Origin of the sequence: Pseudomonas sp. BYT-1, from assembly GCF_023611805.1 — a bacterium.
Taxonomy (GTDB): domain Bacteria; phylum Pseudomonadota; class Gammaproteobacteria; order Pseudomonadales; family Pseudomonadaceae; genus Aquipseudomonas; species Aquipseudomonas guariconensis.
In genome coordinates this window covers 2,868,520-2,882,872 of record NZ_CP072559.1, presented here as the reverse complement: position 1 = coordinate 2,882,872, position 14,353 = coordinate 2,868,520, and the positions used below count along the sequence as shown (strand labels likewise).

Sequence of the window (14,353 nt, the reverse complement as noted above, 5' to 3'; positions counted from 1 at the left end):
CAATACGGAGGTCAATTATGGAAGCGTACTCAAACATCAAGGCCTATCGCAGTGTCGGATTGGACATCAAGGGCTACAAGGAAGCCGAGACATCCAGAGGCCTCGCGTGGTCCTGCAAAGTCTATCTCCACAAAAAAATGCTTGGGCTTGTATCCAACAATGGCGACGGCGGCATGACGCGGGTTGAAATCGACTCTGCTCAGCAAACGAACTTGGTTGCGCAGTTGAAAGCCCAAGGCTACCAACTTCAATTGACCTTCCAAGGGCACGCTATGGATGAGCCAACTGAAGCGCCAGAATGGCTCGACATGGCCATCACCCAGATGATCGATGAAGTTGCCCAGCTGCGGAGATTGAAACGTCTCGGCAAGACTCATCTGATCGTCCTGCAGCATTCGAACTCACCAGAATTCTCCTTCTATAAAGCGCCTCCTAGTGACACCTCGATTGCTCGTATTCGACGTCAGCTTGGCGCTGATTTGGCCTGCATTATGAATGCGGAAATCACCGCCCTCTAGGGCATCGCTGCACCCATTGCTCAATCACTGAAGGATGGATCCTATGGACTTGAAAGACATGCTTAGACAGCTCGATGAAGACCTGCTTGCCGAAATCTTGGAGGCCGCGCATTGCGCCCTGAACCGACCTGGTGCTGCCAAACGAGTTGCAAAAGCCATGAACACTTCGGTTGACCGTGTTCGGACCCTGGCCTACATCTCGGCCCAGCTCAACCTGTGTCCAAGGCTTGTGCCAGACATCAGCACGGTGAAAGAAATGGAAGCATTTCAAGCGCGCTTGAGCGCTGCATAGGCTCCCTCCCCCCGCGTTCATAAATTGGTGATAAAATACGTTATCACCAATTTTGGACAGGGAGTGGTTCTGTGGACTGGTTTGACCCTCTGCGTGATTTTTTCGAACACACGCGCCGTAAATCCCCAAAATCGACCAAGCTCGAACAACCCGTTCAGTTAGTGACTGAACGGGAAAGTTCGCACCCGCTCCAATTTGGCTATCCGTCTCCGACCATTTACGCCGGCATTTACGCCGGCGCTACGCGCGTGGGTAGCATCGAATACGGTTTGAACCCGATCCTCGACCGCGTGTACGTTCACAAGATTGATGTGGACGATCAGCACCGCGCAAATGGTCATGGCCTGGCCACTTTAAAAGTGCTTCATGAACAGCACCGGGTTCCGATCGTGCCGGTTCATACCTGGGGATCTGCACTAGGCTTTTGGTCGAAGGCAAAATCCGCCTTGGCAAAGTCGGGTGGCTCCATTGCTGCTGAAATCCGTGGTGAAGATGAGATGGATGCGGAATCTCAACGGTGGGAGCGATTACTGAACGCGAAGCCTGTCGATCCTGTAGATACCAGCACGCCTAATAGACGACGGCGGATGCGTTGATGAAAGACATTCTGGTAACCAAGCAGCCTGGCAAACTCACTGAAGCGCAGTACCTGGCTCTATCTGAGGTGCCAGCTGCTACCGAGTGGTTGGCCAACATTGATAATCCGCAGACCCGCCGTGCCTACAGCATCGATATCGGCGATTTCACCGCTTTCGTCGGCATTGTCCATCCGGACCAGTTCAGAGAGGTTCAACGCGCCCATGTTCTAGCTTGGCGAGCTGACCTCGAGCGCAGAGTGTTGTCTGCCGCAACCATCCGGCGAAAGCTTGCGGCGTTGACCAGCCTATTTGATCACCTGCTGGACAGTAACGCTGTGGCGGGTGGCAATCCCGTCCATGGCGTCAAGCGGCCTCCAAATGAGAGCAATGAAGGGAAGACGCCGGCGCTGGGCGACGACCAGGCCAAGGCACTGCTTGATGCTCCAGATCTGGACACCGTGAAGGGGCTTCGCGATCGAGCCCTGCTGGCGGTTCTCCTGTACCACGGCTTGCGTCGTGAGGAGGCCGCTCTGTTGGATGTCGACGACCTGCAGGAACGCCGCGGCGTTCGTCATTTGAAGGTGCATGGCAAAGGTCGCAAGGTACGCTACCTGCCACTCCATCCAGTGGCTGCAGAGCGGATCCACCAGTACTTGGAAGCGGATGGGGAGCGGACCACGGGCCCATTGTTTCGCTCCGTTCGCGGGCGGACGCCAGGGGCGCGTTTGCTGGCCAACGGTATCTATTCGATCATCGGGTTTTGGGCCAAAACAGCCGGCATTGCGGTGGTTGGCCTTGGTGTGCATGGGCTGCGAGCTACTGCAGCAACAAATGCCTTGGAGCACGAGGCTGATATCGCGAAGGTCCAGACCTGGCTGGGACATTCCAATATCAGCACGACGCGGCTTTACGATCGGCGTGGCCAGCGGCCGGAGGATTCGCCGACCTACAAGGTCAAATATTGACGCGGATTATCCAGGGCATCATCAAACGCCGCGTTCGCACGTTCACGGAACAGATTGCGCCAGAAGAATGCCCATGGATTGAAAGCCAGAAACGGGCCAGTAACATACATTGCGAACGTTAGCGAGATGTCCGTAGGCAAGCCGATTTGCTTACTCACCATGCCGAGTGCAACGGTAATGCAAACAGCCTTGATTGCACCGCAAACGACATTGACCAACTGGTCCCGCCAAAGCATCCGATCGCGTAGCGCAGCGCGCATCGCAACTTTCCTGGCGATATCGGCCGCGAGCCACCTCCGCTCCATTTCTTCGAGCTCCTTCATACTGGCGACCAGTGCGTGGCACCGTTGTAGGCATCACCCCCTTCAGCGATGAACACCTGACCGGCTGGATCCACTGCGATAGCCCCTGGCTGCTCATGCTGAGGGTCGCGCAACTCATTTTTCCAACCGTATACGGCTCCCTGCCATACCAGGACGATCCCTCCCTGATTGCATTGGTTGCTATCACGCCAGTTCTGGGCTGTCTTCTGAAGGGTGCTGATTTCTAGTTCCATGTGAACCTCCGCGAAACAATCCAGTCCAGGATTAGTCGAAATTTTTCCGATACAGCCAGTAATACCCGCCACCCAGAATCGCTGCGAGCCCTACCCACTTCACCGTGCTCGAGGCCCACCAAGCAACCGGTGGCGTCTGCCCAGGAAACGCCAGGCCGATCGCTCCCCACTCAGTCATTGCAGGCCAAAGCCCTCCCCAGATCGCCCCACCGGCCAGCGGTAGAACACCAATGGCAGTGATCATTCCAATACCATCAGGCTGGGTCTCGCACCAGAGACCTGTCCCGAGTATGCCGACCGCAATCAGCACCCCAAACATCATCCAGGCGTGCGCGGCAAAGCTTACATCCGGTAGCAGCTGCAGCACACCGTGCGTGAAAGCCGCAGCGACTACAGCCACCAGCGCAGTACCAACCGGTATCAACCTATCAGTTCCTAAAGACATATCGATCTCCTTGAAGTGTGATCGAGGCGCCTACGCGCCCCGCTGCGGTGTACTCACTTGATGATGCGCTGGTGCAATTCGGCCAGCGATTCCGGCATAGGAATGTTGGCAATCGAAAGCATCTGAGCGGCAGTGGCTTTGGTCCCGTCGACCGTCTTTTGCATTTTGCCCAATACCACGCACCGATTCTCCCACATGCCGTCGGTCTTTGACGGTTGTAGCGCTTCGAGTGGCCTCAAGACATGCCACTTGGCCTTGCCTGGGTCAATGACCTTGGCGTTCTTCTCTTGAGGCGATAGATGCGTACCGTAGAACAGCGCTTCACGACCGAACATCCCGAGCGCCTCCAGGAAGACCGCGTGTCCGATGACGAAATTCTCACGAACGTCCGAGGCTGCGATCTTGCCGGATACCATATTGCCCCACTGGGGAATGTACTTCTCGCAACCTTCGAGGAACTCACGCACAAGATCGGCGCAGTCCATTAGCTCATCATCACTCAGGCCAGTTATGATTTTCTCACTGAGCCCCGTGAGCAGCGTTACGAATTTTTTGAACGCAATCAGGCTCCAGAGCTTGGACGAACGCATGCTCGGAGTACCGTTCTCGAAGTCGATCTTGCGCTTGATCGCAGGCAACTGAGTGAGGAGGTTTTGGAGCCAGGTGTTGTAAGGATTGCGATGATCGTACAGCGCGTTGATCGCGCTAGAAGGCTTCACCGCCTTGCTGTTGATGTCAGCAAAAATCTGTTGAGAGCGCTGCAGGCCCTGGTCAAAGTGAATCTGTACCGGCGCCGTTTCATGGCGCAGCGTCTCATCGTTGCGCAGTGCCATTTCGATAGCCAGGCGCCGGTGCTGTCCGTCATTGATCAGCATGGTGGCGCTCATGGGAATGTGTAGCGTGCCTAGTTGCTCGATGCCTTCCAGCGCTTCAAAAGCCATAGCCTTGTCGACGCTCGCTGTGAGCGCTGGCAGTACATAGGTGTCCCGGTTGTCGAGCATGTATTCACTGATGGATTCAGCCCGTTTCTTGTTCAGCGCACGCTGAGCGCGTAATTCCGCAGGCACGGCTTCCTCTTCGTCGAAAACAAACAGGCGAGCCAGGATTGGGTATGGAATCTGGGCGAGAAAATACTCCTGGCCAGCCTGGATACCACGCACGGCTGGTACAGCAAAGCAGGGTTGGTTACGAATCTCGTCGATAGCTTTTTGAGCCTCGAACCCTCTTGCCCGCAAGTGTGCATGCTCCTGAGAGCGAATCTGTTGCTCAAGATGTTCTGCCCGAACCTCTTCTTCGTACCACTCTTTGAGCTCCTCCAAAGTGATACCTAAATGCTGCAGGTGATATCCAGCGTCGTCAGCCATTACGTTTCGTTTACCGGTGAGCTCATCGGACAAGATTGCTCGCATCAGTCGCTTGCCATACTCACGGCGCTCATTCAGCTCATGTTGATTTAACAGGTCTTCGCGCAAGTCCCCCTTCTTCACCAGGCTCTCTGAGTGAACCGCCACAAAAAGGCCGTACTCGCCTTTGCGCTTGTTGGCTTTGTCCGCGGCATTACGAGCCGCTGTGCCGTCCCTGTGAATCGAAACAACCTCCCCCGGTACAAACCGCTTTGTCTCAAGGGAGCACGCTTCTTTGGCGATCACTGCGTCGTACATTCCAGCCTCCGATTACCTGGTGAGAATGACCACAGGATATTATACGTACGTACGTATGTACATACTTTTTTTGAAAGGGAGGGGCGCGGCGGTAAAGCTAAAACATATATGTGTTAGGCTTCCTTTCTTCCACTGCGCTACCGTGCGCTTCTTCAAGCACTTCAGCCTGGAAGCGGCGATGCCCAAATACTCCAAGATCGAACCCTACGATTGGCTTCTTGGCCAATGCTACGACCGCATTGTGGCCTACCTGGCGGGCACGACTACGAATGCAGTCCAGATCCGTCGGGCCAACAAAGGCATTCCACCATTTTCGGACGACAAAGCGGTCAGCAAGCCCTATGACCCGCTCTTGGGCACTATGTCGGACGTAGCCCTGGCAAAAATATTCTGCGTCACTGCGTACGAAATTGGCCGCCGGCGACGGCTACTGCAGGTGGATATTTACGAACCACGCCAAGGGCAAAAACTGGAAGATTTTGATCATCTTCTCCCAACCACAAGTAACGCGGAGATTGCACGCCGCGCCGGCTGCTCCAGACAAGCTGTCGCCCAGCGCCGCAAGAGACTGAATTGTGCGAAGCCTGTCCTCCCCTAGCGAGACGATTGCCTACTTATGCCCTAAATCATATATGCTTTAGGGTATCTAACACATCTATGCATTAGGCTCCTGAATTGCCCTGGAGCTCTTTGACCGCTGCCTCGACTCGGTCACCGTACTCTTCCTTGTGGCGCTCACGGATCACCGACATCTCGTAGATGAGCAAACTCACCTGTGGCGACAGCTGCGCTTCAATACTGGCCATGTCTTCCTGGACCACGCCAGATTTTTGCGCTGCAGTACGGCCAGGCGTGCCAAAGAATGTTAGCGCCTTTCGGAAATCAACCCCACGGCCGATCAGCCGTTCACACACATGCTCAGCAACCGTAGGGGTTATATCTAAGCCCGCATCACGAGCAATCAACAGCTCGGAAAACACTAACCCTCGCTTGCACCGCTTGTGCGCTGCAGCAACTCGTGCGCCGCATCGACCAGCCATAGACCTGGGATCCCCTACCCCAAGCGTCAGCATGTTCATAAACGCATCAAGGAGCTCGGCGTACGCGGCCTCTATCTCCTCGTCATAGATCTGTAACAGCCTTTCTTTTTCGAGAATTTGCATAGCTTGGCCTTGGCTAAAACATATATTCGTTAGGGCACTATAGGCGGAAATCTCGGGAACTGTCAGCTACGCAAGACGCCATTTGTCTAACCGACGCTAGTCGTGCAGCGATTGCTGCATTACTGTATATGCAAACAGTATTAAATCGGTGCCACCATGAATGTCGTATCTCTTCAGCCCCTTCGAGACTCAAGCCAGCTCATTTCGGTTCTCGCCGGAACGGCTGCAGGCGGCTTTCCAAGCCCTGCAGCTGATTACTACGAGCCGCCGATCTCCTTGGATGAGTTGCTGAATATTCGGGCGCCGCACGTATGGATTGTGCGTGTCCAGGGCGAAAGCATGCGTGACGCGGGAATCTACGACGGCGGCATCTTAATTGTAGACCGTTCGATCGCGGCGAGAACCGGCCAGATCGTTCTGGCCTACGTGGATAACCAACCGCTGGTGAAACGGTTGGCCAAGGCCCCCGATGATCGTTGGCTACTGGAATCGGCCCACCCCAACTATAAGACCATCACCCCTGATCAATACGGCGCGATTGATGTGTTTGGGGTCGTAACCTGGGACCTGACCAAGCATGTCTGCTGACAGCTCCCGACCTATCTTCGCCCTGGTGGACGTCAACTCGTTCTACTGCAGCTGTGAGCGCATTTTTAGGCCCGAGCTGCGGCAGCGCCCCGTTGTCGTCTTAAGCAACTCGGATGGCTGCATTGTGGCTCGTACGAACGAGGCTAAAGCCCTCGGCTTGAAGATGGGCGATCCGTACTTCAAGGTGCGCGGCTTCCTCGAACAGAACGGCGTCGCGGTTTTCAGTAGCAATTACACCCTATATGGCGAATTGAGTCACCGCGTTGGCCTGGCCATCGCCTCACTGGTGCCCCAATGGGAGCGGTACTCAATCGATAAGAATAAGTTGCATACTGTGGACGCCCAAAGTTAGATGGTGTCCCCATGGACATTGACGCTTGTTCTTACAGAGATTTCACTTGCCTACCGTCGAACACATTCACTTCAGTCCGCATGACCTTTCTGTCAAAGACCGCCTGATTACCTACTCGCTGAATAGCTCCCGTGTAGTGATCGAAGGACTACCACAAATATTCTGGGAAGACGGCTTGCCCTGGAGAGAAGCCAATCTCTGGGCTATGGAAAGAGTCACCAATGGTGAGGCACTCCTTAAGACCGTTTCTAGCAATCTGAACGGGCTGTTGAACTACGCGAAGTTTTTGGAGAGTCGCGGGCTTCATTGGTTTGAGTTTCCGTCTCGAAAGGCTGATCGATGTCTTGTTCAGTACCGTGGGGCGCTTATCAAGGCTCGTGATGCTGGTCATATCAGTCCTGCCACGGCTTCCGAGTACATGCGTAACTGCATCAGTTTCTACAGGTGGATTAGGAGGCGTGGCCTTCTAAACCCGCTATTGCCGCTGTGGAAAGACAAGCGCTATTTCATCAAATACTTTGATCAGGTCGGCTTCGAGCGAACGCTAGCTGGCACCACCACCGATCTGGGTATTCCAAACCGAAAACGCATTGGGGTCACTTTGGAAGGTGGGCTACTTCCAGTGTCTGCGGTTGATCGCGACGCCATTCTTGATTTCGCAAAACAGAGCGCCTCACCCGAGCTTTACCTGATGTTGGCTCTAGGTTTCTTTACGGGTATGCGACTGGGAACGATCTGTGACCTTCGCATCGACACGTTGGAGCGTGCCCTACATGATCCGTCTGCTAAAGGTCTGGCGGCGGCAAAAACTGAGTGCAACACCTGACCTTTCCGGTACGGTGCTGCCCCTATGTCATATACCGAACTCAGCGTTGAAGAACGCGCCACCATCCAAATCGGCCACGCCCAGGGCTTCAGCCTGCGCAGGATTGCTCGCCTGATCAATAGGTCTCCTTCGACCATCAGTCGAGAGCTGCGCCGCAATCGAGATGTCTGTGGCAGCTACTCGGCCCGCGCGGCCCAGGAGCAGATGAAGGCCCGCCGCCAAGTCTGTCGACCGAGCCGAAAGCTGCTGCCGGGGAGCGAGCGCTTCGAACTGGTGGTTCATATGCTGCGTGAGCGTTTGTCTCCCGAACAGATTGCCGGCAAGCTGCGCCACATGAACATACCTAGCCTCAGAGATGCCTACGTCTGTCGCGAGACGATCTACAACGCGATCTATGCCCTGCCAGTGGGTGAGCTGCGTAAGGAGCTGATCATCTGTCTGCGCCAAGGCAAGACGACGCGCCGGCCGCGCTCTGGTGGCGTGGATCGGCGCGGCCAGATCCCCGAGATGGTCAGTATTCATGTGCGCCCGCCGGAGATTGAAGACAGGCTGATGCCGGGGCATTGGGAAGGCGACCTCATCAAGGGTAAGGCCAACGCCTCGTCCGTCGGTACGCTGGTGGAACGCACCAGTGGGTACCTGATGTTGGTGAAGATGAACGACGCGACGGCGACTTCGGCGCTGGAAGGCTTCAGCGCCGCGCTCAATAGCATGCCGCTGGAGATGCGCAAGAGCATGACTTACGACCAGGGCCGGGAGATGGCACGACACGCCGAGATCACCCAAAGAACCGGCGTGGCGATCTACTTTTGCGACCCGCACAGCCCCTGGCAGCGCGGCAGCAACGAAAACATCAACGGCCTGATTCGCCAGTACTTGCCCAAGGGCACAGACCTGTCGGTACATAGCCAGGAGGAGCTGGACGCCATTGCGCTGCAACTGAATATGCGACCGCGTAAGCGCTTCGACTTCAAATGCCCAATCGAAGTTATGGGCGAGGTGATGCAGAAGGCCATGGCTATGCGGCATGATGCTCCAGTTTCAATTCAATGACCGTGTTGCACTCAGCTCCTGCAACCGCCTCTGCTTCTGATATCCGTAGGGCCAGGTGCGTCCCCGCCCGTGCATACCAAATTTGCGGTAACTGGCCAGGTATGGATTCCCGAAGCTTTGTGTTCAGAAGTCTTGGAGTACGCCAAGGGTCTTCGCAGGTTGACTCGCGAGGCATCTGCTGCTGGCGAGCATCAAGACTTAGTGTTCTTGACACGTTTCGGAAACCCTTTCGGACGTCGCAACAGTGATCAGTCTTCGGCCATAAACGTTGAGATGTCATCGCTTAGAAAATTAGGCATCGCGTCGGGCATCAAAGCGCTCAGGAAGTTTCGCTTCCACCAATCCCGATGCACCTTTGGAACTGAGTTAGCTAGGCTCGCTTTAGCAAATTGCACTGATGTGGCGATAGTGATTGCGACTGTCAGCAATGCATTGCTTCACGGTCGAAATTCGGAGGCTACCACCTTCAAATACATCAAATTTGTGCAAGCCGCACCCGCCAAGCAGGCCATTGCGAACAGCTTCATGACTGCGTTTACAGGGATTGCTTCGATGCAGGGAGCAAGCAATGAATAATCTGACGTTTTCAGACCTAACGTTTCCAATGCTTGAGTACGCGAAAAATGAGACGCCCTGGGATCTGGCACCACTTTTATACAGCGGTGGTGCTAAGGCAAAAGTGAAGACTGTACGCAGTGAAATCACATCAGGTGCTTTGGGTGATCCTTTGCTGGAGCGGGTAGAGCTTGTGAAGGGGCTCCATGACTGTTTGACCGACGACCTTGTCGGCGGGAGGAGCCGCTTTTCGGCAAATAACAAGATTGGTGCGTTGAGGAAGTTTTTTCAGTGGGTGGATCAGTGCGAGCGTCCGTTGAGCATTGATACGGTCGCGGAGGAATACTTGGGGTGGGCGGAACATCTTCTACAGCGTCATCGCGTGGAAGGATATCTAACTGCCGGATCATTATACGACGCGGCAAGTTTAACTGCGACGATGCTCGACCGAGTTCTAGGCCGAAGCTCGACGCTTCTGTACAGCACCCGAATCCGCAAGCCTAGAGGCAACGGAAAGGCCAGTAATGGGGGCGCTGATAAGCAAAGTTTAGAAGAGAGCTTTTCATTCGGGCAGTTCATTGCCGACGTCTGTACGTCCCTTACCTATGAAGCTGTGGCGGGGCCACTTCCCATCCTCGTGGAGTTGCGGTCGGGTTCGACGCTACCTATCTGGTGCGGCCTGCGCGATACAGAGAAGGAAGCGTCACGACGGATTCGACCTCAAACCAAATTCCAGATTGCGGCCATCCTTAGAAACCGCGAACTTCGGAGCGCTGACGTTTCAATCGAGACTCGATACCCGGCAGTGAATCTGCGAATCGAAGCCGAGCTGCTCATGTTCATCGCACAAACCGGCATGAATTTGTCGCAGGCGCATCAGCTTCGGATCGACCAATACCATTACACGAGTCATTTTGATGGTTACCAAGTGAGGTCTTACAAAAATCGCCGTCAGGGTGAAGTGCTGTTTGACGTTTTCTCAAGCTACAAGCAGTGGTTCGAACGCTACATTGAGTGGCGTAACACGTGGTTTCCTGACGATCTAGAGGGACTTCTTTTCCCTCTCGTCCGCCCTGGGGGACGTCTCGTTTTAGAAGCTCCTCAGTTCACGGCTATTGCGCGCGTCTGCACCGATTCCAGTGTTCGATTCGTTCGACCTCGTAAGCTCCGGGGGGCGCGTATTAATTGGCTGTTACGTGAGTCGCAACGCCCCGAACTGGTGGCGGAAATCGCACAGCATACCGCTGAAACTTTGATTCGTGTGTACGCCGAGCCCAATCCGCAAATTGCGATGATTGAAATCACTCGATTTCACCGGCAAGCAGATCCCGTCGTTTGCTCACCTGCTCCAGGTACTTGTGTGGCGCCGATACCAGAATCGGTCGTGGATGCTCCGACTAATGCTCCTGATCCCGATTGTATCAACGCTGCGGGTTGCCTTTTCTGCGTCAATCATCGGGATATTGAAAGCGAGGATCACGTCTGGTCTCTGAGTAGTTTGCGAGTGCTAAAGAGCTTGGAGCTAGTTAGATATCGCCCAGCTTGCACGGATAGATCTGACGAGGCTGACCATCCAGCGATGCTTGCGGTCGAGCGTCTGAGTGCGAAGTTACGGTTCTTTCAAGAAAGTAGCGAGGTGCGTCGGCTTTGGGTTGAAGAGGCACTGGCTCGCATAACTGAGGAGGACTATCACCCAGCTTGGGACGGATTTATTCGGCTTGCGGAAGTTACAGCGGGGCCTTCCCTATGAATATGCTCACGACGTTAGGGCTTTCTATCGAGTCGCCTCTCGCCGTTCCTGGGGCATCGAATTTCCGTCCAGAGAGCTGGCCTCCGCCACCTGATTGGCCGGTCGTAATTGATGCACAGGGCAAAGTAATAAGCCGTTGGGGCGATCCAATTTGGAGGCTTGATCCATGGGCCAAGAAGGCACTGACGCTGAATTTTGGTGATGGGCCAGTTAAAAAATCAGCGGCGCCAATTAGCTCAAAGAACGCAAATTTACTTCGAATCATCACTGGCTGGTGGCTATACGGGCCGTACGGCGCTCGTGGCTACAGATCCGGCGGCGGCAAAAACTGAGTGCAACACCTGACCTTTCCGGTACGGTGCTGCCCCTATGTCATATACCGAACTCAGCGTTGAAGAACGCGCCACCATCCAAATCGGCCACGCCCAGGGCTTCAGCCTGCGCAGGATTGCTCGCCTGATCAATAGGTCTCCTTCGACCATCAGTCGAGAGCTGCGCCGCAATCGAGATGTCTGTGGCAGCTACTCGGCCCGCGCGGCCCAGGAGCAGATGAAGGCCCGCCGCCAAGTCTGTCGACCGAGCCGAAAGCTGCTGCCGGGGAGCGAGCGCTTCGAACTGGTGGTTCATATGCTGCGTGAGCGTTTGTCTCCCGAACAGATTGCCGGCAAGCTGCGCCACATGAACATACCTAGCCTCAGAGATGCCTACGTCTGTCGCGAGACGATCTACAACGCGATCTATGCCCTGCCAGTGGGTGAGCTGCGTAAGGAGCTGATCATCTGTCTGCGCCAAGGCAAGACGACGCGCCGGCCGCGCTCTGGTGGCGTGGATCGGCGCGGCCAGATCCCCGAGATGGTCAGTATTCATGTGCGCCCGCCGGAGATTGAAGACAGGCTGATGCCGGGGCATTGGGAAGGCGACCTCATCAAGGGTAAGGCCAACGCCTCGTCCGTCGGTACGCTGGTGGAACGCACCAGTGGGTACCTGATGTTGGTGAAGATGAACGACGCGACGGCGACTTCGGCGCTGGAAGGCTTCAGCGCCGCGCTCAATAGCATGCCGCTGGAGATGCGCAAGAGCATGACTTACGACCAGGGCCGGGAGATGGCACGACACGCCGAGATCACCCAAAGAACCGGCGTGGCGATCTACTTTTGCGACCCGCACAGCCCCTGGCAGCGCGGCAGCAACGAAAACATCAACGGCCTGATTCGCCAGTACTTGCCCAAGGGCACAGACCTGTCGGTACATAGCCAGGAGGAGCTGGACGCCATTGCGCTGCAACTGAATATGCGACCGCGTAAGCGCTTCGACTTCAAATGCCCAATCGAAGTTATGGGCGAGGTGATGCAGAAGGCCATGGCTATGCGGCATGATGCTCCAGTTTCAATTCAATGACCGTGTTGCACTCAGCTCCTGCAACCGCCTCCCTTAAAACGCGTTTCGATCAGATGCGACGGCTCTTTGTTCTTTGCGAAGAGGCAGGAATACTTGCCAGCGAATTAAGCCACTTTCCACGCGTATGCGAACGGATCCCTGCCTTTCTTCAGACCTCGAGAAAAACCGAGTTTCTGACGTTAATGCATGAGCTTTACGCGTCCAGAGAGGCCGTGGGGTTTACGTTGCTGGATTCAGGCTCTCTAACCCGTCTAGCTGCGCTTTTTCCCACTCACCACACCTCTCAAACACCGTACATCCCGCCACGTATTTGGCGCTATCAAGTTACTAGGCTGCGAGAGTGCCTTGATGACTTCCTATCCCATCGAGAACAGGTTGAAGCTTGTTATCGGTTCTGTTTCGCGGCTTACGAACATAACCAGAGGGTTTCGGAGAGAACAGCGTGCTCAAACGCCCCGCCTTTTTGCGGCCATAAGATGCAATTATCAGGCGCTAAAACGGGGCTTCGTTTTCTCGGCGCGTTTGCGGATACCGCGAAACGCTTCGGCATCTTTGAGCTACTTGAACGTTGGGTAGGGCGCAGTGGTGACTTGCAAGTAAGAGCGCTGACTAGCTATCTGAAACTGGTCAACGGCGCGGGATTGGCTTACATCCTTAACTTCAGTCTCATGCGGGTCGAGGAAGCATGGAATCTTCGAGCCGGGTGCCTTGACATCGAGCACGACAAGAGCTTCGGTGACATTTTTTTGTTACGCGGGCAGACTGCGGATTCCACGCCATCCGGCCACCCAGTCCACTCTCATCTGGCCAGGCATTCCACGGCCATCTGGCCACCTGTTCCACGGCCATCCGGCCGGGCAGTCGGAGCGCAGCGACGCAGGGGTTGCATTGTTAGTCTGAGGCGCTCGGTGTCGTCAATTTCTTCGTCTGTTTGCGCATCGATTCCCCCTTCAGATTGATCCGATAAGCGTTGTGCACCAGGCGGTCGAGGATGGCATCGGCCAGGGTCGGATCGCCGATCAGTTCGTGCCAGTTGTCCACCGGCATCTGGCTGGTGACCAGGGTCGAGCGCTGGCCGTAGCGATCATCCAGTAGCTCCAGCATGTCGCGACGCTGTTCGGCGGTGAACGGGGCCAGACCCCAGTCATCGAGGATCAGCAGGTCGGTCTTGGCGTAGCTGCTCATCAGCTTGGCGAAGCGCCCGTCGCCGTGAGCCAGGCCCAACTCCTCCAGTAGGCGCGGCAAGCGCAGGTAACGCACGCTGTAGCCCTCTCGGCAGGCCTGGTGGGCCAGGGCGCAGGCCAGCCAGGTTTTGCCCACGCCGGTGGGGCCGCCGATAATCAGGTTGAGGCCGTCGCGTAGCCACTGGCCGCCGCTCAGTTGCAGGATCAGCGCCTTATCCAGCCCGCGCGGGCTGCGGTAGTCGATGTCTTCGAGGCAGGCGTTGTGCTTGAGCCGGGCCTGGCGCAGGCGGCTGCTCAGGCGCTTGTCGTCGCGTTCAGTCAGCTCGCGGTCGACCAGCAGGCCGAGGCGTTCCTCGAAGCTCAGGCTGTCGATGTCCGGGGTTTTCAGTTGTTCGTTCAGCGCCTTGAGCATGCCGTGCAGGCGCAGGGTTTGCAGCTTGTCCAGGGTCGGATGGGGCAGCATGGTGAG

15 protein-coding genes and 3 pseudogenes are annotated in these 14,353 nt (G+C 55.8%); 12 read left to right on the top strand and 6 right to left on the bottom strand.

Annotated elements, in window-relative coordinates:
• The first annotated feature begins 17 nt into the window (after positions 1-17).
• The 4 genes from J5X93_RS13305 (at position 18) to J5X93_RS13290 (ending at position 2,353) form a co-directional block, all read left to right on the top strand.
• The gene (locus J5X93_RS13305) at positions 18-518 is read left to right on the top strand and encodes a hypothetical protein (protein WP_250036056.1); all 501 of its coding nucleotides are present in this window, start codon (positions 18-20) and stop codon (positions 516-518) included.
• A gap of 43 nt (positions 519-561) precedes the next feature.
• Positions 562-810, top strand: coding sequence for a hypothetical protein (locus J5X93_RS13300; protein WP_172684698.1), 249 nt, complete (start codon positions 562-564; stop codon positions 808-810).
• A 71-nt stretch (positions 811-881) separates the two neighbouring features.
• Entirely contained in the window at positions 882-1,406 is a 525-nt protein-coding gene (locus J5X93_RS13295) for an N-acetyltransferase (protein WP_250036054.1), read from the top strand.
• Positions 1,406-2,353, top strand: coding sequence for a tyrosine-type recombinase/integrase (locus J5X93_RS13290; protein ID WP_250036052.1), 948 nt, complete (start codon positions 1,406-1,408; stop codon positions 2,351-2,353). Before J5X93_RS13295 ends, J5X93_RS13290 begins: the two co-directional genes overlap by 1 nt.
• Here the strand turns inward: J5X93_RS13290 and J5X93_RS13285 are convergent.
• The 4 genes from J5X93_RS13285 to J5X93_RS13270 are packed head-to-tail and all read right to left on the bottom strand — an operon-like array spanning position 2,335 to position 5,015.
• Positions 2,335-2,676, bottom strand: a complete 342-nt coding sequence (locus J5X93_RS13285; protein WP_124180120.1) for a hypothetical protein — start codon at positions 2,674-2,676, stop codon at positions 2,335-2,337. The two genes, J5X93_RS13290 and J5X93_RS13285, sit on opposite strands and share 19 nt — an antisense overlap.
• Positions 2,673-2,909, bottom strand: a complete 237-nt coding sequence (locus tag J5X93_RS13280) for an antirestriction protein ArdR (RefSeq protein ID WP_172684700.1) — start codon at positions 2,907-2,909, stop codon at positions 2,673-2,675. Before J5X93_RS13280 ends, J5X93_RS13285 begins: the two co-directional genes overlap by 4 nt.
• 31 nt (positions 2,910-2,940) lie before the next feature.
• The gene (locus tag J5X93_RS13275; RefSeq protein WP_250036042.1) at positions 2,941-3,354 is read right to left on the bottom strand and encodes a hypothetical protein; all 414 of its coding nucleotides are present in this window, start codon (positions 3,352-3,354) and stop codon (positions 2,941-2,943) included.
• 53 nt (positions 3,355-3,407) lie between these two features.
• Positions 3,408-5,015 (bottom strand): DNA sulfur modification protein DndB, encoded by a 1,608-nt coding sequence (locus tag J5X93_RS13270; protein WP_250036040.1) that lies wholly within the window; start codon positions 5,013-5,015, stop codon positions 3,408-3,410.
• A 142-nt stretch (positions 5,016-5,157) separates the two neighbouring features.
• Between J5X93_RS13270 and J5X93_RS13265 the strand changes: the two genes are divergently transcribed.
• Positions 5,158-5,613 carry an Lrp/AsnC family transcriptional regulator gene (locus J5X93_RS13265; protein ID WP_250036038.1) on the top strand — a complete coding sequence of 152 codons (456 nt, stop codon included), beginning with the start codon at positions 5,158-5,160 and terminating at the stop codon, positions 5,611-5,613.
• Between the two features lie 64 nt (positions 5,614-5,677).
• On the opposite strand, the gene J5X93_RS13260 is transcribed toward J5X93_RS13265, so the two are convergent.
• A complete protein-coding gene (locus tag J5X93_RS13260) occupies positions 5,678-6,178 on the bottom strand; it encodes a hypothetical protein (protein ID WP_250036026.1) in 501 nt (166 codons plus the stop codon).
• A gap of 156 nt (positions 6,179-6,334) precedes the next feature.
• On the opposite strand from J5X93_RS13260, the gene J5X93_RS13255 reads away from it, so the two are divergent.
• The 7 genes and pseudogenes from J5X93_RS13255 to J5X93_RS13225 all read left to right on the top strand — a co-directional run bounded on the left by J5X93_RS13255 (position 6,335) and on the right by J5X93_RS13225 (position 12,700).
• Positions 6,335-6,766: a LexA family protein gene (locus J5X93_RS13255; protein ID WP_250036013.1), complete on the top strand. Its 432-nt coding sequence runs from the start codon at positions 6,335-6,337 to the stop codon at positions 6,764-6,766.
• Positions 6,756-7,088, top strand: a pseudogene (locus J5X93_RS13250) (Y-family DNA polymerase); the annotation flags it as partial. The gene J5X93_RS13255 and the pseudogene J5X93_RS13250, both read left to right, overlap by 11 nt.
• Positions 7,089-7,143: 55 nt before the next feature.
• A pseudogene (locus J5X93_RS13245) lies at positions 7,144-7,914 on the top strand (site-specific integrase); the annotation flags it as partial.
• A gap of 54 nt (positions 7,915-7,968) precedes the next feature.
• The gene (locus J5X93_RS13240; RefSeq protein ID WP_050161940.1) at positions 7,969-8,997 is read left to right on the top strand and encodes an IS30-like element ISPsp8 family transposase; all 1,029 of its coding nucleotides are present in this window, start codon (positions 7,969-7,971) and stop codon (positions 8,995-8,997) included.
• Between the two features lie 30 nt (positions 8,998-9,027).
• Positions 9,028-9,573: pseudogene (locus J5X93_RS13235) on the top strand (site-specific integrase); the annotation flags it as partial.
• Positions 9,566-11,302: a site-specific integrase gene (locus J5X93_RS13230; protein WP_149415147.1), complete on the top strand. Its 1,737-nt coding sequence runs from the start codon at positions 9,566-9,568 to the stop codon at positions 11,300-11,302. The pseudogene J5X93_RS13235 and the gene J5X93_RS13230, both read left to right, overlap by 8 nt.
• Positions 11,303-11,671: 369 nt before the next feature.
• Positions 11,672-12,700, top strand: coding sequence for an IS30-like element ISPsp8 family transposase (locus J5X93_RS13225; RefSeq protein ID WP_050161940.1), 1,029 nt, complete (start codon positions 11,672-11,674; stop codon positions 12,698-12,700).
• 891 nt (positions 12,701-13,591) lie between these two features.
• Here J5X93_RS13225 and istB read toward each other — a convergent pair.
• Entirely contained in the window at positions 13,592-14,347 is a 756-nt protein-coding gene (gene istB, locus J5X93_RS13220; protein WP_250034212.1) for an IS21-like element helper ATPase IstB, read from the bottom strand.
• Positions 14,348-14,353 lie beyond the last annotated feature (6 nt).